Source organism: Vibrio mangrovi, assembly GCF_024346955.1.
Lineage (GTDB): Bacteria > Pseudomonadota > Gammaproteobacteria > Enterobacterales > Vibrionaceae > Vibrio > Vibrio mangrovi.
The window spans coordinates 828,098-851,886 of record NZ_AP024883.1; the positions used below are offsets into that span (position 1 = coordinate 828,098).

Genomic DNA, 23,789 nt, shown 5'->3' on the forward strand with positions numbered 1-23,789 from the left:
CGATGCCAAAACGTACTGACATACAAAGTATTCTTATCTTAGGTGCTGGTCCGATAGTAATTGGCCAGGCCTGTGAGTTTGATTACTCCGGAGCACAAGCATGTAAGGCTCTGCGAGAAGAAGGTTATCGGGTTATTCTGGTGAACTCGAACCCGGCAACAATTATGACTGATCCTGAAATGGCTGATGCAACTTATATCGAGCCGATTCAGTGGGAAGTTGTACGCAAAATTATTGAAAAAGAACGTCCGGATGCGGTTTTGCCTACAATGGGTGGCCAGACTGCGCTGAACTGTGCACTTGAACTGGATCGTCAGGGAGTTCTGGCTGAATTCGGTGTTGAAATGATTGGTGCGACAGCCGATGCCATCGATAAAGCGGAAGATCGTTCCCGTTTTGATGCTGCGATGAAATCGATTGGTCTGGAGTGCCCGCGGGCTGATACTGCGAAAAGCATGGAAGAATCCTACGAAGTCCTCGAGAAAGTCGGCTTCCCATGTATTATTCGTCCATCATTTACGATGGGTGGAACCGGTGGTGGCATTGCCTATAACAAAGAAGAATTTGAAGAAATCTGTCGCCGTGGATTGGATCTGTCTCCGACCAATGAGCTGCTGATCGATGAATCACTGATTGGCTGGAAAGAATATGAGATGGAAGTTGTCCGGGATAAAAACGACAACTGTATCATCGTCTGTTCAATTGAAAACTTTGATCCGATGGGGATTCATACCGGCGACTCAATTACTGTTGCTCCGGCTCAGACGCTGACGGACAAAGAATACCAGCTGATGAGAAACGCATCTTTAGCTGTGTTGCGTGAAATTGGTGTCGAAACCGGAGGCTCGAATGTTCAGTTCGGGATCAATCCGGAAGATGGCCGGATGGTGATCATTGAAATGAATCCCCGGGTTTCCCGTTCTTCGGCACTGGCATCAAAAGCGACTGGTTTTCCTATTGCTAAAATTGCTGCGAAGCTGGCTGTCGGCTTTACTCTTGACGAGTTGATGAATGATATTACCGGTGGTGCAACACCAGCATCGTTTGAGCCGACCATTGACTACGTTGTGACGAAAATTCCACGCTTTAACTTCGAAAAATTTGCGGGCGCCAATGCGAAGCTGACAACTCAGATGAAGTCTGTTGGTGAAGTGATGGCTATAGGCCGCAACCAGCAGGAATCATTGCAAAAAGCACTTCGTGGTCTTGAAGTTGGTGCGGCAGGTTTCGATGAAATTGTTGATCTGGATTCTCCGGATGCACTGACTAAGATTCGCCATGAGTTGAAAGAAGCCGGTGCTGAACGTATCTGGTATATCGCGGATGCTTTCCGTGCCGGTATGTCTGTGGATGCGATCTTTAATCTGACGTCCATCGACCGGTGGTTCCTGGTACAGATTGAAGAGTTGGTTAAACTTGAAAATGAAATCAAAGCTGCTGGTTTTGCCGGTTTGACTCAAGACGTTTTACGTCGGATGAAGCGTAAAGGGTTTGCCGATGCGCGTTTGTCAAAACTGGTTGGTGTTTCTGAGAATGAGATTCGCCGTTTGCGTGATCAGTTTGATATTCATCCTGTCTATAAACGTGTCGATACCTGCGCAGCTGAGTTTGCTTCTTCAACGGCTTACATGTATTCCTCATATGATGAAGAGTGTGAAGCCTATCCGACGGATAAGAAGAAAATCATGGTTCTGGGCGGCGGTCCGAACCGGATTGGTCAGGGGATTGAGTTCGACTACTGTTGTGTACATGCATCACTTGCACTACGTGAAGATGGTTATGAAACCATTATGGTTAACTGTAACCCTGAGACTGTCTCAACCGATTACGATACTTCGGATCGTCTCTACTTTGAACCGGTAACACTGGAAGATGTACTGGCGATTGCCCGGGTTGAGAAGCCGACCGGTGTGATTGTACAGTATGGTGGTCAGACTCCGCTGAAACTGGCTCGCGCTCTGGAAGCTGCTGGAGTACCGATTATCGGTACTAGTCCGGATGCTATCGACCGTGCTGAAGATCGGGAGCGTTTCCAGCAGGCAGTTGACCGTTTGGGTCTGAAACAGCCAGAGAATGCAACGGTAACAGCGATTGAGCAAGCCGTTGATAAGGCCAGAGATATCGGTTATCCGCTGGTTGTGCGTCCATCCTATGTATTGGGTGGTCGGGCGATGGAAATTGTTTATGATGAAGCCGATCTCCGCCGCTATTTCAATGAAGCTGTCAGTGTATCTAATGAATCTCCGGTGTTGCTGGATCACTTCCTCGATGATGCTGTTGAGGTTGATATTGACGCTATCTGTGATGGTGAACGTGTCGTGATCGGTGGGATTATGGAACATATCGAACAGGCTGGGGTTCACTCAGGTGACTCTGCATGTTCGTTGCCGGCATACACGCTGAGTCAGGATATTCAGAATGTCATGCGCGAGCAGGTTGAAAAGCTGGCTTTTGAACTGGGTGTCCGTGGTTTGATGAACACTCAGTTTGCTGTGAAAAACAATGAAGTTTACCTGATTGAGGTGAACCCTCGTGCGGCCCGGACAGTTCCGTTTGTTTCTAAAGCGACTGGTGCGCCGCTGGCTAAAATTGCAGCCCGGGTTATGGCTGGGCAGAGTCTGGCAGAGCAGGGCTTTACTCAGGAAATCGTACCGCCTTACTACTCCGTGAAAGAAGTGGTATTGCCGTTCAACAAATTCCCGGGTGTTGATCCATTGCTTGGACCGGAAATGCGCTCGACCGGTGAAGTGATGGGTGTAGGTAGCACTTTTGCTGAAGCATTTGCTAAAGCAGAACTGGCTTGTGGCTGTGTTTATCCTGAGGGCGGTCGTGCACTGATTTCTGTCCGGGAAGGCGATAAACAGCGTGCAGTTGCTTTGGCTGAAAAACTGATTCAGTTAGGTTATCAGTTAGATGCAACGCATGGTACGGCTGTTGTTCTGGGCGAAGCGGGTATTAACCCTCGCTTGGTCAACAAAGTCCATGAAGGCCGTCCTCACATTCTTGACCGGATCAAGAATAATGAGTACACCTATATCATCAACACAGCTTCAGGACGTCAGGCGATTGAGGATTCAAAAGTCTTACGCCGGGGTGCGTTGGCCGAGAAAGTGAACTATGCAACCACACTGAATGCAGCATTTGCAACAGCAATGGGACATACCGCAGATCCGAAAGCATCAGTGATTTCTGTTCAGGAAATGCATGAGCAGGTCAGAAATGCATCATAAGTAATTCGTATTGTTGAATTCAGTAAAAAGCCCGGCATTTTAGCCGGGCTTTTTTTGTTAGTATATATTTTTATCTATGAATATATGGAATAGGACAATATCCGTGTTTTCGCTATATCTCTTTATTTTTCCGTGATAATTTTCATTATTATCTAATCTATTAGGGAATGATATGGAAGTTTCAATCGAGATATTGGCGCTGCTTTTTTTTGCTGCTGCACTTGCCGGTTGCATTGATGCCATTGCTGGTGGCGGTGGTTTAATTACACTTCCGGTTTTGATGGCTACCGGGATTTCTCCGGCACAGGCTATTGCTACCAATAAACTTCAGAGTTCATTCGGCAGTTTTTCATCAACACTTTATTTTATCCGTAATGGTCTGATTTCTCTTCGGCAGATGTGGTTTGCTATTGTCTGTACCTTCACTGGCGCAGCGATTGGGGCTGAGTTAGTCCAGATTCTGGATGCCGATTTACTGACTAGTCTGATTCCTGCTCTGTTGGTTGCTATTTCCCTGTATTTCCTATTTTCACCACCAGCCAAGTCTGAAACCAATAAGAAGGCTGTACTTTCTGATGGTGTATTTGCTTTGCTGGTTGGGACAACAGTTGGATTCTACGATGGCTTTTTCGGACCGGGTACGGGGGCGATCTTCGCTGTCTGCTTTATTGTCTTAGGACGATTGTCGATTATTGAAGCCACCGCCCGGGCTAAAATCCTTAACTTTACTTCCAATATTGCAGCGCTGACCTTTTTTCTGATTGCAGGGTTACCCATATGGAAGCTTGGACTGGTGATGGCCGTCGGACAGTTCCTGGGAGCGAGAGCTGGTGCCAGAATAGTGCTCAATAAAGGACAAAAATGGATTCGTCCTCTGGTTATTCTGATGTCTTTATCAATGGCTCTGAAACTGTTGTGGGAACAGCATCAACAATGGCTGCTATCAGTGATTTGATGCGGGGAGAGCGGTAAGTCATTGCCCTTAAACAGAGATGAATTGGCCGGAACAGTGGCTGAAGAGCATCGAAGCTGAAATAGTTATGGGGAGAAACTGACAGCGTTTGTATGATCGATAGTGGGACCAGTGCCGGTGCGACTCCCTGTAACGCAAGCTGGGCTGCGGCTGTGTATGAGTCCATTTCCATGATGGGAGTAATCCCCAGATGCTCCAGAATGGATGCCTGATAGGTATTGGCACTGTTGGACAAATCATTGGTGATGATTTGCTGCGGAAGCTGTGCTAAGGGCTGCTGACTGACAATAAAGACCGGCTCATCGTAAAGGTGGAATGTCGTCAGCCCGTGATTTCCGGGTAAATAGCCGGCACAAAGTCCAAGTGTGGCTTTACCGGAACGAACATGCTCAACGATTCTGGGTGTATGGTTGGTTGTGATAGTAATACGTTTGTCATGGCTGAAATATTTGCCCATCACTTCACTCAGAAGACCTGCAACCAGTGTTTCTGAGCAGTCAAACCGGATTAATGTGTTATCTTCCAGTGTTTGCTGTTCGAATATTAATCCGCTCAACTCATGAAAACTGGGACCAACCCGATCAATTAATGCCTGGGCATCGGCGGTGAGTCTGATATGACGGCCATCGGGAACCACCAGTTTTTTACCCAGCCGCTTTTCCAGATTCGCGATTCGCTTACTAACCGCAGACTGACTGATATAAAGCAGACTACCGGTTCGGCTCATGGTTTTTTCTTTGCTGAGAATCAGGAGTGTTTCAATACCTTCAAGCAACATCGTTTTTATGGTCAGTCAGGGAGAGCATTCGCTTACTTTAGCGAAAGCTGCCTCTGATTGCGATAGAGGAATAGCCGTGAATCACCGGTTAATCGCAAAAACCGGGAGGGATAAGTGCCAGCGTATTGCTCCGAGACGAATGATCAGTGTGGATGCGAAGCCGGACAGGAATGCTGTCTTGTGATCGTAACCCATTTGTAGAGCTGTTGTGTGAAAAATACCACCGACGATACAGGCTGTGGCATACACTTCACTACGCAGAATCATGGGAATTTCCCGGGCTAGAATATCCCGGATAATACCACCGCCACAGCCGGTCAGAACTCCCATAATAATCGCGATCAATGATGATTCCTGATAGAGCAGCGATTTATCGACACCAATTCCGACAAATACTGAAAGTCCGATAGCATCACATACTGGCAAGACCCACCAAGGGAGGCGTTTCGGGCGCCGGACGATGAGCATGGTCAGGAAACTGGTCGCCAGAATTACCCATAAATACGTTGTGTCTGTGATCCAGAATACGGGCGTTGCTCCCAAAGCGATGTCGCGCATTGTTCCACCACCGACAGCCGTGACACTGGCGAGTACAACGACCCCGAATGGATCCATCTTTAAACGACCGGCCAGCAGCACTCCGGAAACAGCAAATATGATTGTACCGAATAAATCAATCAGATAGAGAAACATACGTTGAGTGGTTCCACATTATTATTGGGGACATGAGCAAAACAGAGCGCATTGTACGGGAAAATAGCCCTAACTGATAGCTTTATAAACTGAGGTTGGAGCACAATCAGGTCAATTATTTTGTCTGGCAGTATCCAGATATTGGCAGATCTCTTTTATGGCTCGAATAGTTCTTGGTGTCGGCCGGTTAAGCCAGTCTGAATGCAGCGTCCAGACGTGGTGCTGGCGAACCGCCGGGATGCGTGACCAATCCGACCACATGTCCATGTTTTTAATTGCATGATGAGAGTTGAAAATGACTTCGGGCTGAGCCAGTAAAACCTGTTCCCTGCTGACTTGTGGATATGGAGCTGCGCTCTCCTTAAATACATTTTCCCCACCGCAAAACTCAAAAACTTCACTGGGCCAGCTATTCCGGGCAATGGTGATAATAGGTTTTTCACTCAACTGGTAGAAAAAACGAACTTTGCGGGTGTGTTGATACCGTTGTCTCAGGGCGGCGAGTTGCTGCCGGAACTGTCGGGCATTTTCAAGACCAATCTCCGGGTTATCAGCGTATTGACTCAGTGCTTCGATATTATCAGCAATATCACTCAACTGATGAATTTGAGATGGATATGTCTGCACTCCCATTTGCTGAAGTTTTTGTAATTCCCGCGGAGGATTGCCGTCCGGCCAGGTAATGACCAGATCTGGTTTCAGAATCAGGACTTTTTCAATCTTAATGCCTTTATAATTCGCGACTTTCGGCAGACTTTGGGCCTGAGGTGGATAGTCACTATGATCACTGACTGCAATCATTTTACTGCCCAGCCCCGCGGCATAGGCAAGCTCAGTTACATGAGGAGATAGTGCAATGATTCTTTGGACCGGTGGTGCTGCTATTGTCAGACACGGGAGAATCATCAGGAGCAGTAATAAATGAATCCGGTGGATAAACATTCAAAGACCTTGTGCAGCAATAAGCATCAGCAGGCTTTGTCCGCCGATCCAGAGATAAGTCCGCTGATTGAGTAATTTCTGGATTTGTGACAAATGCAGAGCAGAAGGCACAATTCTACCGCCAACTTTGGCCCGGATACTTTTCTTACCTGCATAGATTGCCGGCCCTCCCAGTGAAAGGTTCAGTTTATGTCCGGTGGCACACAAGAGCCAGCCAGCTGTTCTGGACGGCCAGGACAGGCTCTGTCGCCGGGTTTGAGCCCAGACTGTGGACATGCCTTTTCCGGACATCAGTAACAGCGCAAAAATTCGTCCCGGAATCCATTCACACCAAAGGTTAAGACGGGCGGCGGCTAGGCCAAAAGGGTGATTGGCGGGAATGGAAGGCGACCAGACTCTGCTGAGTTCAACAATCAAACGGTACATAAAGGCCCCGATTCCGCCCAGTAATCCATACCAGAACAGGACGGTGATGACCTGACGTGCCTGACCGATGATCAGAACTTCGGCACTGGCTTTACCGAGACCGACGACAGAAAGTGTGTCTGTCTGGCGGTTCAGTCGTTCTGCCAGTAACTGGCGGGCATTCTGCTTTTCCTGTGTTGCCAGTGCATGGAGCAAAGGTTTAGTCAGTTTCGACAGACCGCGCCAGTCAAGTGCCAGAATCAATAAGACCAGTTGATAAAGTTCCGACTGCCAGACCAGAGGCTCCAGCGCCACTAAAATCATGAGAGCCGGGATTAGCATGAGAAACGTTGCTAACGTACCGGAAAGTGTCCGTTGTGCATAGCTGCCCTGAGTATTAACCTTCTCTGCCAGAATCTCTGCAAACTTATGCCACAGGATGGCCGGATGAGCATTTGCCGGCAGAGGCAGAATGAAATGAATCAACAGCGCTCCCCACATAATGAGGAGTGCACTTTGGGTTTGCAGTAATTCATTCAGGTGTGTCATGAGCATTTACTACGATATGTTATGCCTGATGAATGATTTCGATCATCTTCAGCACCATTTCAGAAGAACTGGCGGCTGCCAGTGGCAGGAATTCATCAAAAGACATCGGTGATTCTTTATCAGCAACATCGGAAATTGCCCGGACGACCACAAATGGTGTCTTGAACTGATAGCAGGTCTGGGCAATCGCTGAGGCTTCCATCTCAACCGCAACCACTCCGGGGAAATTCTCGCGAATAAACGCTTGTCGTTCCGGTTTGCAGACAAAGGTATCACCGGTACAGATCAGGCCGCGAACCGCGTGTTTATCACCCAGTTGAGCTAAGGCGCTTTCTGCCAGTTCCATCAGTTTCTCATCTGCTGGGAAAGCGGCTGGTTGTCCTGCCATTTGGCCGATTTCATAACCAAATGCAGTGACATCGGCATCATGGTGTCTGACTTCGGTAGAAATGACGACGTCTCCCATGGTCAGAGATGAATCGAATCCACCGGCCGAGCCAGTATTTATGACGATATCTGGATTGTACATCTCCAGCAGAAGTGAGGTTCCGATTGCAGCGGCGACTTTGCCGATGCCGGACTGTAGAAGGACCACATCAACACCGTTGATTTGACCTGAGTAATAGGTACAGCTACCTTTCTTTTCTTCCTGAAGTTGCTGGATTGACGATTTCAGAATCGCGACTTCCTGCTCCATTGCGCCAATGATGCCAATTTTCATGTTCGATCTCTTTTCTTTGTTCAAGTCAGCGCTGAGTTTAGCATGAAATTTTGTGATTCAACCAGTTATCCTCATGGGAATAAAAGCAAAAATCCCGGTACGGAGCTCCGTTACCGGGATTATATTAGTCTGCTCTTGTAAGCTTAAACATCCAGATAATCGAGAATGCCTCCGGCGGCTTTCCGGCCTTCATCAATTGCAGTGACAACCAGATCCGAACCTCTGACAGCATCCCCACCGGCGAAGATTTTTTCATTGGTGGTTTGATACGGATACTGACCATTTTCCGGTGCTTTGAGACGTCCCCACTGATCCAGTTCAACTCCGAATGGCTCAAGCCACGGCATCGCATGTGGCTGGAAGCCAAATGCCATAATCACCGCATCGGCTGCGAGGACATGCTCACTACCGGAAACCGGCTCAGGACGACGACGTCCGGCTGCATCTGGTTCACCCAGAGCTGTTTTGACAACTTTTACACCGGTAACCTGACCACTGGCATTGATTTCGATGCCCAGAGGTTGCAGATTGAACATGAACTCAACGCCTTCCTCTTTGGCATTTTTCACCTCACGACGTGATCCCGGCATATTTTCTTCATCCCGGCGATAAGCACAGATGACTCGAGATGCTTGCTGGCGGATCGACGTACGGACGCAGTCCATCGCGGTGTCACCGCCACCAAGAACAACGACGTTTTTTCCGGCCATATCAACAAACGGCTGCTTCTCTTCAAGTCCCATGACCCGATAAGTATTGGATACCAAAAACGGCAATGCATCGTATACACCATTTGCGTCTTCGTTTTCCAGGCCGGCGCGCATGTTTTTATAGGTTCCGACCCCCAAGAATACTGCATCGTATTCATCGATCAGTGACTGAAGTTCAACATCTTTACCGACTTCGGTATTGAGCCGGAATTCGACACCCATTTCAGTAAAAATACGGCGCCGGTTCTGCATGACTTCTTTTTCCAGCTTGAACGATGGAATTCCGAAGGTCAGCAATCCACCGATTTCCGGATAACGGTCAAAGACCACGGCTTTGACGCCATTTCGGACCAGAATATCGGCTGCGGCAAGACCTGCCGGTCCGGCACCGATAACGGCAACTTTCTTATCTGTCCACTCAACTTGAGAAAGGTCGGGCTTCCAACCCATCTCAAATGCTTTATCGGTAATATATTTTTCAATGTTACCAATGGTGACAGCACCGAAATCGTTATTCAGCGTACAGGAGCCTTCACAGAGACGATCCTGAGGACAAACCCGTCCGCATACTTCCGGCAGACTGTTAGTCTGATGTGACAGTTCTACAGCTTCCAGAATCCGTCCTTCATTGGCCAGCTTCAGCCATTGAGGGATATAGTTGTGAACTGGGCATTTCCATTCACAGTAAGGATTACCGCAGTCCAGACAACGGTCCGCCTGAGCTGTTGCCTGTTGTTTGGTAAATGGCTCGTAGATTTCGACAAATTCTATCTTACGTATATTGAGCGGCTTTTTGGCCGGATCGACACGATTGACATCAATGAACTGATAAACGTTCTGGCTCATTATAATCTGGCTCCTTCCAACTATTGTGCTTGAACGCGAAGTTCTGCTGCACTGCGGCTTTGATGCCCCAGCAGTGTTTGCAGATCAGCCGCTTGTGGTTTTACGAGATAGAATTTAGGAATCCATTCATCGAAATTCGCTAAAATAGACTCGGCATGAACAGAGCCGGTTTGCTCCAGATGTTCAGCAATTAAACCACGCAAATGTTCCTGATGAATATAGAGGTCCTGAAGCGAAATAGCTTCAACGGATTCATTATTCACCCGGCCCTGGAAGTCATCATTTTCATCGAGTACATAGGCAAAACCACCAGTCATCCCTGCGCCGAAGTTAACGCCGGTTGCACCAAGAATTGCCACCACACCGCCGGTCATATATTCACAGGCGTTGTCTCCTGCACCTTCAATGACCGCGATTGTGCCGGAGTTACGCACGCCGAAACGTTCGCCTGCTTTTCCGGCTGCGAACAACTTACCACCGGTTGCCCCGTACAGACATGTATTCCCGATAATCGTTGCTTCGTTACATCTGAAGGCGGTTCCCAGATGTGGTTTGATGACAATCTTACCGCCAGCCATACCTTTACCGACATAGTCATTAGCATCACCAGTCAGGTGAAGCTCCAGACCGCCGGCATTCCAGACTCCGAAAGATTGCCCGGCTGTGCCTTCGAAATAAAGACGGATTGGCGTCGCTGCCAGTCCCTGATTGCCGTAACGTTTGGCGATCTCCCCGGATAAACGGGCACCGACTGAGCGATCTGTGTTAATGATATCGTAGTACAGATTTAGTGACTGTTGATTTTCTACTGCACTCAGAGCGTCGGTGACGATTTTCTGGTTGAGCACCGCCTGATCGAATGGCCGGTTTGGCTCAGTACAGAATAGTGGATGTGCTTCCGGCGAAACTGGTGCTTCAAGAATGCCGGACAGATCCAGTTTAGTTTGTTTAGCCGTTAAGCCCTCAACTACTTCCAACAGATCGGTACGGCCGATCAGGTCGGTGAGTTTTTCGACACCTAACTCAGCCAGATAGCCACGAACCTCATTTGCCAGCCCTGTAAAGTAGTTGATGACCATTTCCGGCAAGCCTTTGAAGTAGTCGCGACGCAGTGTCTCATCCTGAGTTGCCACACCTGTCGCACAGTTGTTCAGGTGACAGATACGCAGAAATTTACATCCCATAGCGATCATCGGTGCGGTACCGAATCCGAAGCTTTCAGCTCCCAGAATTGCACCTTTAATCACATCCAGACCTGTTTTCAGACCACCATCGACCTGAAGACGAATTTTATGGCGCAGTCCGTTGGAAACCAGAGCCTGCTGGGTTTCTGCCAGGCCAAGTTCCCACGGGCTTCCGGCATACTTGACCGAGGTCAGCGGGCTTGCTGCAGTACCACCGTCATAGCCGGAAATCGTAATCAGGTCGGCATACGCTTTAGCAACACCAGTTGCGATCGTACCGACACCCGGTTCAGAAACCAGCTTGACCGATACCAGTGCATCCGGGTTGACCTGCTTCAGATCGAAAATCAGCTGAGCCAGATCCTCAATCGAGTAAATATCGTGATGTGGTGGGGGAGAAATCAGTGTAACTCCCTGTACCGAATGACGCAGACGGGCAATCTCAGCTGTAACTTTATGGCCGGGGAGCTGACCGCCTTCACCCGGTTTTGCACCCTGAGCGACTTTAATCTGCAATACATCTGCATTAGTCAGATAGTGTGGCGTGACACCGAAACGACCAGATGCGACCTGCTTGATGCGGGAGTTGCGTTCAGTACCGAAACGGCGTGGATCTTCACCACCTTCACCGGAGTTTGAATATCCGCCCAGCCGGTTCATCGCAGTTGCCAGCGCTTCATGAGCTTCCGGGCTCAGGGCACCGATTGACATTGCTGCTGAATCAAACCGTTTAAACAGTTCTGTGGCTGGTTCGATTTTTTCCAGTGCCAGTGGCGTTTCCGGTTTTTTCAGTTTCATCAGATCGCGTAACATGGCTACCGGACGCTGATTCACCTGAGCTGCAAACTGTTGGTAGTCCTGTGTATCACCAGTGCGAACCGCGGTTTGCAGATGATTGACCACGCCCGGGTTATAGGCGTGATATTCACCGCCATGGACAAATTTCAGTAATCCGCCATGATCGACCGATTTCCTTTTCGCCCATGCTTTACGTGACAGGTTAAACAGATCCTGCTGGAAGTCCTCAAAGCTGGCACCCTGAATGCGGGTTGCTACGCCTTTAAAGCAGAGATCAACCAAATCCTGATGTAGACCAACGGCTTCAAAAAGCTGAGAACAACGATAAGAAGCAACCGTTGAGATACCCATCTTCGACATGATTTTATACAGGCCTTTATCGATACCATACCGATAATTCTGCATTACTTCCCGGTAGCCTTTTTCCAGAACGCCATCATCCAGCATTTTGCTGAGTGCTTCGTAGGCCAGATAAGGGTAAACGGCTGTCGCACCGAAGCCTAGTAACACGGCAAACTGGTGTGGATCCCGGGCTGTTGCAGTTTCCACAACGATATTGGCATCGCAACGTAACTGAGTATTTACCAGACGTGTCTGAACCGCACCGACCACCATGGCTGCCGGAATGGGTAATTTGTCTTTGGTGATTGCCCGGTCAGATAATACGATCAGCACTGTGCCTTCACGGACGGCCTGTTCAGCAACATCGCACAAGTCGATAATGGCTTGTTGCAGATCTTTTTCCTGTGGATCGTAGTTGATGTCTAAGATGGTGTTTTTGTAGTGCTGATTATCCAGCCCTAACAGCTGTTGCATGTCGGAATAGAGCAGAACGGGAGAATCAAAGGTTACCCTGTGGGCGTGGCCATCGGTTTCGCAGAAGACGTTCATCTCCTGACCGATACTGGTTGCCAGTGACATCACATGTTTTTCACGCAACGGGTCAATGGGTGGGTTGGTGACCTGCGCGAATTTCTGGCGGAAGTAGTCACTGATCAGGCGTTCTTTAGAAGAAAGAACCGCCATTGGCGTATCGTCTCCCATTGAGCCGACAGCTTCCTGTCCCATATCTCCAAGAACCCGAAGTACCTGATCGGTCTCTTCGTTGGTCATAGCAAACTGTTTCTGATAGATTTTCAGTTGTTCATTATCAAAATCACGCTGACCAATTTTGTCATCGCCGAGTTCAGCAAATGGGGTAAGACGATAAACGTTGTTTTCCATCCATTCTTGATACGGGTGACGACTTTTCAGTTCGTTATCGATTTCTGCTGATTGCCACAGTTTGCCGGTCTGCGTGTCGATGACCAGCAGTTCTCCCGGACCAACCCGTCCTTTAGTGGCAACTTCATCCGGAGCGTAATCCCAGATACCAACTTCTGATGCCAGAGTGATGAGCTTATCTTTGGTGATCACATAGCGGGCAGGCCGAAGTCCGTTCCGGTCCAGATTACAGGCGGCATGACGCCCGTCAGATAGCACGATTCCTGCCGGTCCGTCCCATGGTTCCATATGCTTGGAGTTGAAATCGTAGAATGCACGCAGTTCCGGATCCATATCCGGGTGATTTTGCCATGCTGGTGGCACCAGCATCCGCATGGCCCGGAACAAGTCCATTCCGCCAGCCAGAAACAGATCCAGCATGTTATCCAGACTGGAGGAATCTGAACCGGTTTCGTTGACAAACGGAGCAGCAGACTGAAGATCCGGCAATAGCGGAGAGGCGAACTTATAAGCCCGGGCTCTGGCCCACTGACGGTTTCCTTCTATCGTATTGATCTCACCATTATGTGCCAGATAACGGAAAGGCTGTGCCAGCGGCCAGCGTGGCTGAGTATTGGTTGAGAAACGTTGGTGGAACAGACAAATTGCCGACTCCATCCGCAAATCAGCCAGATCCAGATAGAACCGGGGTAAGTCCGCCGGCATACACAAACCTTTATAAACGATGACCTGAGTCGATAGTGAGCAGATATAGAAATCAGCGTCATCAGTAATTCTTTTCTCGATGCGGCGACGGGCAATATACAGGCGTCGCTCGATGTCCTGCTCCCGCCATCCGGCAGGTGCTGAGATAAATACCTGTTGAATCTCAGGTAGTGAGCGGGCGGCGATTGGCCCGAGGACATCCGGATTGGTTGGAACATGACGCCATCCGCTGACCGAAAGCGTTTCCTGTGCGAGTTCCTGATTGATAATGTCACGAGCTGACTGGGCTTTGACCGGATCCTGGCTCAGAAAAACCATTCCCACAGCATATTGTTTGCTCAGCTTCCAGTTTTGTTCTTGCGCAATGAGTCTGAGATAGGAATCCGGCTTTTGCAGCAGCAGTCCACAACCATCACCGGTTTTACCGTCGGCAGCAATCCCGCCACGGTGTGTCATTCGGTCCAGTGCTGAAATTGCCGTGCGAACCAGTTTGTGGCTCGCCTGACCTTCCATATGCGCGATCAGGCCGAATCCACAGTTATCTCTCTCAAGACTTGGATCATATAGAGCCATTGCAAGTCTCCCTTTGCGTTCTGTCTTCGACAGTTAATGACTAACTATTCTGTGTTGTTGTTATTTTTTGAATCTTTATGCATTAAATTGGTTTAAAAATACACTCATTTAGGCACCCAATTTAATGTGGACTTTAAACGCTATCCTTTATGGAACCAAAGATCAAGTGATTCATAGAAAATTACGGGAATAAATTGCTCAGATGAATAAGTAACGATTCCGGGGGGAGATGATATGTCTAAGATTCAAGAGGAAATTATGCTTTGTGAACGCAGAAGTGAATAGCAGGAGGTTGATGATGACCTCTCTGTATCAAGTACAGAGAGGTCATTCGTTTTAATTCATTCAGGCTGAGCGCATCAATGAATCTGCTTTGGCTTCAAGATTACTCCCGCCCATCAGATAGGCATCGATGGAGCGGGCACATTCACGCCCTTCATTGATACATCTGACGACCAGAGATTGCCCTGTGCGCATATCTCCGGCTGCGAAAATTCCTGCCTGACTGGTCTGGTAATCCGTTGTTGCGACATTACCACGATCGTCGAGCTGAATATCCAGCTGAGCCAGAACACCTGTGGGTTCCGGATGCAGGAAGCCCATTGCCAGAAATGCCATATCACATGGGATAACCCGCTCACTACCGGCAACTTCCTCAAAAGCAGGACGTTCGCCGGGAGCTGCCGGCTGCCAGACAATATCGGCAATTTTCAGACCGGTGACTTCACCGTGTGCATTGCCGATAAATTCTTTGGTCAGAATATTCCAGTGACGCTCACAACCTTCTTCATGGGAGGTTGAGGTCCGAAGAATCATCGGGTATTGCGGCCATGGCATATTCGCCGGACGCTTTTCCGGTGGCATCGGCATGATTTCAACCTGAGTGATACTGGCTGCACCATGGCGATTCGAAGTACCGACGCAGTCAGAACCTGTATCACCACCACCGATAACAACGACATGCTTGCCTTTGGCATGGATCTCTTCACCTTTCAGATCCATATTGTTGGCCCGACGATTGTTCTGAGCAAGGAACTGCATTGCAAAGTAAACGCCACTCAGCTCACGACCGGGAATCGGCAGATCCCGTGGTACCGTTGAACCACCTGTCAGGAGAACCACATCATATTCCTGACGGAGTTGCTGGGCATTGATATTGACGCCGACGTGAGCATCCACAACAAATTTGATCCCGGCCTGACGCATCAGTTCAATTTTGCGATCAATCACATCCATCCCTAGTTTGAAGTCCGGAATACCGAATCGCAGTAGTCCGCCGACTTTTTCATCCCGTTCATAAACAGTAACGGTATGACCGGCACTGTTGAGCTGCTCTGCTGCGGACAGTCCTGATGGGCCTGAACCGATAATCGCGATGGTTTTCCCAGTGCGGCTACGAGGTGTTTTCGGTTGGGCATATCCCTCGCGGTAGGCCGTTTCAACAATGGTTTTCTCAATGTTACAAATGGTAATCGGATCCTGATTGATCCCCAACACACAGGCACTTTCACAGGGAGCCGGGCACACCCGGCCGGTAAACTCCGGAAAGTTATTGGTTGAACTGAGTATCTGCCAGGCTTCTTCCCAGCTGTTACGGTAAACCGCATCATTAAATTCAGGAATGATGTTGCCGATCGGACAGCCGTTGTGGCAGAACGGAACACCACAGTCCATACAACGGGATGCCTGAGTATTGATTTTGTCACCAAATTCTTCATTGAGCACAAACTCGCGGTTATGCTGAATTCTGACTTCCGGTGCCACTTTTCCGGGCAGTTCCCGGCCATGTTCTAAAAATCCAGTTGGTTTTCCCATTACACGGCCTCCACTTCCGTTGTCTGAACCTGTTGTGCTGCCTGCTGTTTCTGCAAGACGGCTTTATAATCTCTCGGCATGACTTTGATCAGTGATTGCAGATTCAGATCAAAATTGTTCATAAATGTCTGTGCGACTTCACTACCGGTGAAACGAATATGATTGCTAAGCATCGTTTTCAGTAATGTAATGTCATCGCTGTCGAGTGGATCTAGATCAACCAGTTCAGGATTGAGTTTGTTATGAAAATCACCGTCCTGATCCCAGACGTAGGCGACACCACCGCTCATTCCTGCTGCGAAATTGCGTCCGGTTGAGCCTAAAATGATAGCAACGCCACCGGTCATATATTCACAGCCGTGATCTCCGATACCTTCAACTACGACTCTGGCTCCGGAGTTTCTGACACAGAAACGCTCACCGGCTTTACCGCGAATATAAGATTCACCTGATGTCGCACCGTAGAAACAGACGTTACCAACCACAATATTTTCTTCCGGAATCAGTGAAGCTTTGTGGTTCGGATAGAGCACCAGCGTACCGCCGGATAACCCTTTACCCCAGTAGTCGTTTGCATCCCCTTCGACGTCAAACTGAACACCTTTGCTCAGGAAAGCGCCGAAAGACTGCCCGGCAGAACCGGTAAACTTCACATGCATTGGCTGAGGAAGTCCATGGTCTTTATATACTTTCGAAATTTCATTCGATAGCATCGTTCCAGTGCTACGGTCGGTGTTCTGAATCGGGAATTCAGCCTGAACGGCTTTGCCCTGTTCCAGTGCCGGTTGAGCCACTTCAATTAAACGGCGGTCCAGAATGCTTTCCAGAGCGTGGTTCTGGGTTGTCTGACAGAAAATTCCATCTTCATTTCTGGGAGATTCCATGTGAAGAATCGGACTTAGATCGAGATGACGGTATTTCCAGTGCTCGATATTGCTTCTGACTTTCAGTTTGTTTGCCTGGCCAACCATTTCATCAATAGTTCTGAATCCGAGTTCAGCCATAATTTCACGCAATCCCTGCGCCATGTAGCGGAAGAAAGTCACAACATCTTCCACCCGGCCGTCAAAGCGTTCGCGTAGTGTTTTATTCTGGGTAGCGATACCGACAGGGCAAGTATTCTTATGACATTTACGCATCATAATACAGCCTTCGACAACCAGAGCCGCTGTCGCAACACCCCATTCTTCAGCACCAAGTAGTGTTGCGATTGCCAGATCCCGAGGTGTTTTCATCTGACCGTCTGCCTGAACGACAATCCGGTTACGCAGACCATTTTTGAGCAGCGTCTGATGCGTTTCAGCCAGTCCGAGCTCCCAGGGCAGACCTGTATGGCGAATCGATGAAATCGGCGATGCGCCGGTTCCGCCGTCATAACCGGCAATCAGCACGACATCTGCTTTTGCTTTAGCAACCCCGGAAGCGATCGTACCAACACCGGCTTCAGAAACCAGTTTGACGTTGACACGGCCGGCACGGTTGGCATTTTTCAGATCGAAAATCAGCTGAGCCAAATCTTCAATTGAATAGATGTCATGGTGTGGCGGTGGTGAAATCAGACCAACTCCGGGAGTTGAGTGACGGGTTGCTCCAATCCAGTCGTCGACTTTGTCGCCTGGGAGCTGACCACCTTCACCGGGCTTCGCACCCTGTGCCATTTTGATCTGTAATTCATCAGCATTAGTCAGGTAATAAGACGTAACGCCGAAACGACCGGAAGCGACCTGTTTGATGGCGGAGCGTTCCCAGTCACCATTCTCTTTTTTCTCAAAGCGGATTGGATCTTCACCACCTTCACCGGAGTTGGATCTTGCGCCGAGTCGGTTCATGGCAACCGCTAAAGTCGAATGCGCTTCATAGGAGATTGAACCAAACGACATTGCACCGGTTGCAAAACGTTTGACGATGCTTTCGATCGGTTCGACATCATCCAGCGCAATTGCTCCAGCCGGGTTTTTCACCATTTCAAGCTGGCTGCGGAGTGTAACTGCTTTGTCACCCTGACGGTCAACTGCTTCAGTGTAAGCTTTGAACTGCGCGTAATCTTTATTACGGGTCGAGTGTTGCAACAGGTGAATGGTTTCCGGGTTAAACAGATGCTGTTCACCCCGTTGTTTCCACTGATAGACACCGCCGACATCAAGTACCTGAAGCGGAACTTCGCGCAATGGATAGCCGAGACGGTGACGAATCAATACTTCTTTGGCGATATCATCCAGAGTCAGTCCCTGAATCCGGGTCACTGTTCCTGTGAAGTATTTATCGACAACTGCCTTACTGATGCCCAGAGCTTCGAAGATCTGAGCTCCGTGATAAGACTGAAGGGTTGAAATCCCCATTTTCGAGAAGATCTTCAACAGGCCGCCATTGACCCCTTTACGGTAGTTATTGAACAGCGTATTTACGTTTGCTTTCGGATCCAGTTTGTTCTTCTGTTGCAAGTCAACAATGGTTTCAGTGACCAGATATGGGTTAACAGCATTTGCGCCATAGCCGAGCAGTGTCGCGAAGTGGTGGGTTTCCCGGGCATCTCCGGTTTCGATGACGATACCACATTTAGCCCGTAATCCTTTACGGATCAGGTGATGATGGACAGCTCCGACAGCCAGCATTCCCGGAATAGCTGCATGGTTTGAGTTGACTGCCCGGTCTGTCAGCAGAATGATTGAATAGCCGTCGATTACAGCATCTTCAGCATACTGACAGATACGTTTTAGTGCCCGTTCCAGTTTACCCGGTTCACCACTGGCCTGAAAAACGATATCCAGCGTTTTGGCCTGAAGGTACTCATTATCGATCGCCCGGAGTTTTTCCAGTTCGGCATTGGAAATAACCGGAGATTCAAGCTCGACTTTCCGGCAGTGGGCCGGTGATTCACTCAGCAGGTTCTGATCTTTGCCCAGATAGGTGTTGAGTGACATGACCATCCGTTCACGGATCGGATCGATTGGCGGGTTGGTTACCTGAGCAAACAACTGTTTGAAATAGTTAGATAAATGCTGAGACTGATGGGATAAAATCGCCAGCGGCCAGTCGGCACCCATAGAGCCCAGTGGCTCGTATCCGGTTTGTGCCAGAGGCTGAATGATTTGATTGACTTCTTCGTTACTGACGCCAAAAGCTTGCTGGCGGTGCAGCAGACGTTCCGGCTTCGGCTGGCTGTGTCCGGTTTCAGCCTCAGGAAGAGATTTCAGGCTGAGCAGATTATCCTGAACCCATTGCTCATATGGCTGGGAATTCGCGATACTTTCTTTGATTTCTTCATCGGAAATGATCCGGCCTTCTTCCAGATCCGCGACAAAGATCTTGCCGGGTTGTAGACGGCCACGGTACTGGATATTTTCCGGTTCGATATCAACAACACCGGATTCGGATGCCATAATGAGGAAATCATCTTTTGTTACCGTATAGCGGGAAGGACGCAGACCATTACGGTCCAGTGTTGCTCCGACCATCACACCGTCACTGAAACAGACAGAAGCCGGGCCATCCCATGGTTCCATCACGTTGGCATGATACTGGTAGAATGCACGGCGTTTGGCATCCATTTGCGTATTTTCCTGCCATGCTTCCGGAATCATCATCATTAATGCGTGTGGCAGGCTACGGCCGGAGAGAACCAGTAGTTCTAAAACCATATCGAAGTTAGACGAATCCGAGCTACCTTCCTGACAGACTGGCAGCAGCATATCAATTTCTGCTTTGGTAAACAGCTCTGATTCAAGAATTGCTTCTCTGGCTTTCATCCAGTTGAGGTTACCGCGAACAGTATTGATTTCACCATTATGGGCAATATAACGGAAAGGCTGGGCCAGACGCCATTTAGGGAATGTATTGGTTGAGAAGCGGGAATGGACCAGTGCCAGCGCCGTGACCATGGTCGGGTTCTGTAAATCGAGGAAGTACTGCGGAACCTGTTCAGTCGTTAACTGACCTTTATAGATCAGTGTCTTGTACGACATCGAGTTGATGTAAAAATCATCTCCAATGTTGGAAATACTTTCCAGACAGACCCGGACTGTATAATTACGCAGAACATAAAGTTTGCGTTCCAGTGCTTCTGGCGTCGTGCCCGGCCCGCCACTGATGAACACATGTTCAAACTGAGGTTCGGTGCTGAGTGGATCTGCGCCAAGCATATGGTTATCTGTCGGTAGTACCCGGTATCCGAGAATTTCCAGATCCAGTCGTTTGGCATTTCTTTCCAGAATATCGCGACACTGTTCCCGTTTATATTCATCTTTCGGGAACAATACGACGCCGACACCATACTGGTCGAATGAAGGCAGACGAATGCCAAGTTTGACGGTTTCTTCGAGTAAAAACTCATGCGGCTTTTGTAAGAGAATCCCTGCGCCGTCACCACTACACGGGTCACATCCCTGACCGCCACGGTGCTCCATCCGGGCAAGCATGTCCAGTGCCTGAGTGACAACCTGATGGGATTTCCGGTTTTTCAGATGGGCAACAAAGCCGATACCGCAGGCGTCATGCTCCAGCTCGGGCGTATAAAGCCCTGGTGAATTTAACATTGATACATCCTTCCTGTTCAATAAAGACGCACACCCGCAGGAGAAATATTCCCCTGTTCACTCGTGTGTCTGGTCCTTTTTATATCTTTATTGTCTCAAAGCCGGTTTATGCTACCGGCCTGAATCCGTTCCGTCTCCCACCGGAAATAGGGTGAGAAAAACAATCCTTGGTGATATGCAGGTCAATCTTTATATGCAGCTAGTGCTTTATTCTGGCAGGTTTGCCTATCACCGAGGTTTTATCCGATTCGTTGTCTCCAATATGACAAAATACGAACAAAACTGTAACTATCCTACATTTTTGCTGAACAAAATCCAATAGAAATCCGATGGAATTTTTATTCATGTTAATCGATTGCTATTGCCATAAATATTAACTTTTATTTTACATTTAAAGGATGTTTATTTATTGACGTGGAATAGGGTGAGAAGTGCCTGATTCTCTTAGAATGAGCGAAATTATCAGTATGTTGTAATTTTATTTCGTCAGGCGATTCGTCTGGCTTTTCGCATAGCAGCCTATTTTCGCTGAAGCTAAATCTTAAAGTTATTTCAGGTATATCCAGAGGTTAGGATTGAAACAATTGCATGAACTGGTCAATACGCTGGGGCAGGATCTGAAGCGCCGTTACGGTGAACGGGTACATAAACTAACGCTGCATGGTGGATTCAGTTGCCCGAACCGTGACGGTACGATTGGGCGGGGTGGATGTACTTTCTGTAATGTTGCTTCATTTGCCGATGAACAGACGCAGCATCAGAGTATTCGCGAACAGTTGACCGCACGGGCGGGAGAGGTTACGCGTGCCAGAAAATATCTGGCTTATTTTCAGGCTTATACCAGTACTTATGCTGAAGTTGAGCTGTTGAAGAATATGTATGAAGAAGCGCTTCGTTGTGCGGATGTGGTTGGTTTGTGCGTCGGAACCCGCCCGGACTGCGTTGCTGAGGGGGTTCTTGAATTGTTATCCGCTTATCGTGCCCGGGGCTATGAAGTCTGGCTGGAACTGGGGTTACAGACTGCTCATCTGCGAACCCTGAAACGGATTAACCGGGGACATGATTTTGGCTGTTATGATCAGATTACCAGACAAGCCCGGGCATTAGGATTGAAAGTCTGTACTCATCTGATTGTCGGACTGCCCGGTGAATCACAGGCGGATAACATGGAGACTCTGAATCAGGTTCTCGATACAGGTACGGATGGGATTAAATTACACGGACTGCATATTGTTGAAGGAAGTGTGATGGCTAAAGCCTGGCGTGCCGGCAGGCTGGAAGCCCCGGAACTGTCTCATTATGTAGCAACAGCCAGTGAGATGATTCGCCGGACACCAGCGGAAGTGATTTTTCACCGGGTATCGGCATCGGCCCGCCGTCCGACATTACTGGCTCCTCTATGGTGTGAAAACCGCTGGCTGGCGATGACTGAGATTGAGCGGACTCTGAACCGGGACGGTGCTCAGGGATCATTGACATCCCGGGAATTTACCTTTCCGCATGCTGATTGCATGTAGTGTAAGGCTTTCACAAATCAAGCAGGGAGAGAATTTTCTGTTTTTTCAGTGACGCAGCTATATATCTTACTCAATCGTATAGAGTATTTACGAAATAACTTGTTATTCTTATAAGAGGATTGTTAACAGAAGGTTGGATGAAATGCCGCAGCTGACATGGGACGATTATACTCAGTTGGAAATTGCACTTGGACTGGGCGGAATGAGTGCCGTACTCATTGGTATCGTCTTATGGATGTCATATCGCTGGAAGTTACGCCATTTGCATTCTATTTTCACCCATGCACCATGTGCACTGCTGATGATGTCCAGAAAAAGTCATCAGATTCTTTTTGCCAATGAATTGGCACAGCATGCGTTACAGTTGCAGATGCGGGGACGTCTTTTGCAGTTCTCTCCCTGGGTGAGTTCCTCTCTTCGCAAGCATTTCTCTGAACTGATTGATAAAAGTTATCAGGATCATACCCGGCAGTTTATTGACTGGCCGGTGGGTGAAGATAGTTCTGTACAGCTTGAGTTTCTGGCTAAGGAAACAGTATTTCAGGGACAGACGGCCTGGATGATTCAGATGTTAATTCACCATGAACTTGCAGAAGCAACCGGAGAAAGCGGTACGATTCGGGAGTCTGAACTGATGCAACAGCTCTGGGATTCAGCTCCGGATGCGATTGCCATTATTCAGGAGGATGGCTGCTGCCGCTCCTGTAATCTGTCATTTGCTCATCTGGTCGGGCAGGATGATGTTTCCGATGTGATCGGCCAGCGACTGACCTGGGTGGCTCAGGAACCATTTTTCCGGCAGTTGTTTGAACTGACGGAAAAGGATACTGATGCGCGGCAGCCGATCCGTTATATCGATCATCTCGAAAAAGAGCAACGTCAGTGGTTTGATATAGCAAAGTCGGTCTACCGTTCACCGGCTTCCAATCAGGTGTTGGCATTACTGATAGTACGGAATATTTCTGCCTGGTATTCGGGAGAAGAGACGGAGCAGACACTTAATGCCCACCGGATTAGTTCTTTCGACCAGCTTACCGGTATTGTCAGCCGGAACCGTTTTGACGAAACGCTGGAGACCCTATGGCATATTCACATCCGGGAGAAACAGCCATTGGCAGTTATTTTATGTGATGTGGACTGTTTTGACAGTTATAACCAGTATTATGGTGATGATAAGGGAAACGAAACCTTATGTAGTGTTGCTCTCGCCCTGCAACGAGTGATGAGTCGCTCTTCTGATTGTATTGCCCGGTATGACGGTGATACATTTGCCTTTATTTTACCCAATACGCACATTGATGGTGCCTGTTGGGTTGCTGAAAAGATTCATTCCGAGTTTAAACAGGTTCAGCTGCCGCATCCGGTTTCGGATGTTTCCAGCTATGTGACGGTGAGTATGGGGATTGTCTCTCTGGTGCCGAAAGCAAATGAACTGCCGGATCAGTTTGTTGCCTACGCGGGACAGGCGTTGCATCAGGCCAAAATTCAGGGACGTAATCGTACCTGTGTGTATTATGAATCACTGGGGAGGAAATGATTGATTTGTTGAACCCTGTCGGTGTCGGACGCCCTGAGTCCGAACGAGGTATTCCTG

13 protein-coding genes are annotated in these 23,789 nt (G+C 48.7%); 4 read left to right on the plus strand and 9 right to left on the minus strand.

The features are described from left to right. Positions 1–2 precede the first annotated feature (2 nt). Together carB and OCU74_RS03730 are read left to right on the plus strand one after the other, a co-directional pair. Positions 3–3,230 (plus strand): carbamoyl-phosphate synthase large subunit, encoded by a 3,228-nt coding sequence (gene carB / locus OCU74_RS03725; RefSeq protein WP_087480306.1) that lies wholly within the window; start codon positions 3–5, stop codon positions 3,228–3,230. A gap of 172 nt (positions 3,231–3,402) precedes the next feature. Further along, a complete protein-coding gene (locus OCU74_RS03730; RefSeq protein ID WP_087480307.1) occupies positions 3,403–4,185 on the plus strand; it encodes a TSUP family transporter in 783 nt (260 codons plus the stop codon). Here OCU74_RS03730 and OCU74_RS03735 read toward each other — a convergent pair. From OCU74_RS03735 to gltB (OCU74_RS03775), 9 genes are all read right to left on the minus strand, one after another. Further along, a complete protein-coding gene (locus tag OCU74_RS03735) occupies positions 4,109–4,981 on the minus strand; it encodes a LysR family transcriptional regulator (RefSeq protein WP_087480308.1) in 873 nt (290 codons plus the stop codon). The genes OCU74_RS03730 and OCU74_RS03735 overlap by 77 nt on opposite strands. An 81-nt stretch (positions 4,982–5,062) precedes the next feature. Further along, positions 5,063–5,674 carry a TRIC cation channel family protein gene (locus tag OCU74_RS03740; RefSeq protein ID WP_087480309.1) on the minus strand — a complete coding sequence of 204 codons (612 nt, stop codon included), beginning with the start codon at positions 5,672–5,674 and terminating at the stop codon, positions 5,063–5,065. A gap of 111 nt (positions 5,675–5,785) precedes the next feature. Further along, the gene (gene btuF / locus OCU74_RS03745; protein ID WP_087480310.1) at positions 5,786–6,616 is read right to left on the minus strand and encodes a vitamin B12 ABC transporter substrate-binding protein BtuF; all 831 of its coding nucleotides are present in this window, start codon (positions 6,614–6,616) and stop codon (positions 5,786–5,788) included. Next, the gene (locus OCU74_RS03750; protein ID WP_087480729.1) at positions 6,617–7,570 is read right to left on the minus strand and encodes a cobalamin biosynthesis family protein; all 954 of its coding nucleotides are present in this window, start codon (positions 7,568–7,570) and stop codon (positions 6,617–6,619) included. A 19-nt stretch (positions 7,571–7,589) separates the two neighbouring features. After that, the gene (mtnN, locus tag OCU74_RS03755) at positions 7,590–8,291 is read right to left on the minus strand and encodes a 5'-methylthioadenosine/S-adenosylhomocysteine nucleosidase (protein WP_087480311.1); all 702 of its coding nucleotides are present in this window, start codon (positions 8,289–8,291) and stop codon (positions 7,590–7,592) included. A gap of 143 nt (positions 8,292–8,434) precedes the next feature. Beyond that, positions 8,435–9,847, minus strand: coding sequence for an FAD-dependent oxidoreductase (locus OCU74_RS03760; protein WP_087480312.1), 1,413 nt, complete (start codon positions 9,845–9,847; stop codon positions 8,435–8,437). 20 nt (positions 9,848–9,867) lie between these two features. Beyond that, entirely contained in the window at positions 9,868–14,331 is a 4,464-nt protein-coding gene (gene gltB / locus OCU74_RS03765) for a glutamate synthase large subunit (RefSeq protein WP_087480313.1), read from the minus strand. Between the two features lie 345 nt (positions 14,332–14,676). Next, positions 14,677–16,146, minus strand: a complete 1,470-nt coding sequence (locus OCU74_RS03770; RefSeq protein WP_087480314.1) for a glutamate synthase subunit beta — start codon at positions 16,144–16,146, stop codon at positions 14,677–14,679. Next, on the minus strand, positions 16,146–20,678 hold the full coding sequence (gltB, locus tag OCU74_RS03775) for a glutamate synthase large subunit (RefSeq protein ID WP_087480315.1): 4,533 nt from the start codon (positions 20,676–20,678) through the stop codon (positions 16,146–16,148). Before gltB (OCU74_RS03775) ends, OCU74_RS03770 begins: the two co-directional genes overlap by 1 nt. A gap of 575 nt (positions 20,679–21,253) precedes the next feature. Here gltB (OCU74_RS03775) and OCU74_RS03780 point away from each other — a divergent pair. Beyond that, positions 21,254–22,195, plus strand: a complete 942-nt coding sequence (locus OCU74_RS03780) for a TIGR01212 family radical SAM protein (protein ID WP_087480316.1) — start codon at positions 21,254–21,256, stop codon at positions 22,193–22,195. Positions 22,196–22,337: 142 nt separating this feature from the next. After that, entirely contained in the window at positions 22,338–23,732 is a 1,395-nt protein-coding gene (locus OCU74_RS03785; protein ID WP_087480317.1) for a diguanylate cyclase domain-containing protein, read from the plus strand. Positions 23,733–23,789 lie beyond the last annotated feature (57 nt).